The sequence below is a fragment of the Acinetobacter sp. genome (genome assembly GCF_036666595.1).
Classification (GTDB): Bacteria; Pseudomonadota; Gammaproteobacteria; order Pseudomonadales; family Moraxellaceae; genus Acinetobacter.
Map to the genome: position 1 here is coordinate 1 of NZ_JAVWVO010000109.1, position 616 is coordinate 616.

At 51.0% G+C, this 616-nt stretch carries 1 tRNA gene and 1 rRNA gene; both read left to right on the forward strand.

Annotated features, from left to right (window positions below):
- Nucleotides 1-366, forward strand: a 16S ribosomal RNA gene (locus RR876_RS17045); the annotation flags it as partial.
- A 61-nt stretch (nucleotides 367-427) separates the two neighbouring features.
- Nucleotides 428-504 (forward strand) — tRNA-Ile (locus tag RR876_RS17050).
- Nucleotides 505-616 lie beyond the last annotated feature (112 nt).

The window sequence follows — 616 nt, forward strand, 5'->3', positions numbered from 1 at the left end:
GGAAGGTGGGGATGACGTCAAGTCATCATGGCCCTTACGGCCTGGGCTACACACGTGCTACAATGGTCGGTACAGAGGGTTGCCAAGCCGCGAGGTGGAGCTAATCTCACAAAACCGATCGTAGTCCGGATCGCAGTCTGCAACTCGACTGCGTGAAGTCGGAATCGCTAGTAATCGCGAATCAGAATGTCGCGGTGAATACGTTCCCGGGCCTTGTACACACCGCCCGTCACACCATGGGAGTGGGTTGCACCAGAAGTAGGTAGTCTAACCTTCGGGAGGACGCTTACCACGGTGTGATTCATGACTGGGGTGAAGTCGTAACAAGGTAGCCGTAGGGGAACCTGCGGCTGGATCACCTCCTTAACGAAAGATTGACGATTGGTAAGAATCCACAACAAGTTGTTCTTCATGACGATGTATCTGAGGGTCTGTAGCTCAGTTGGTTAGAGCACACGCTTGATAAGCGTGGGGTCACAAGTTCAAGTCTTGTCAGACCCACCAAATCTGACTAACAAGCATTGTTAAATGCTGAATACAGAAAACCAGAAACATTGACTTATTGATAAGCTGGGGACTTAGCTTAGTTGGTAGAGCGCCTGCTTTGCACGCAGGA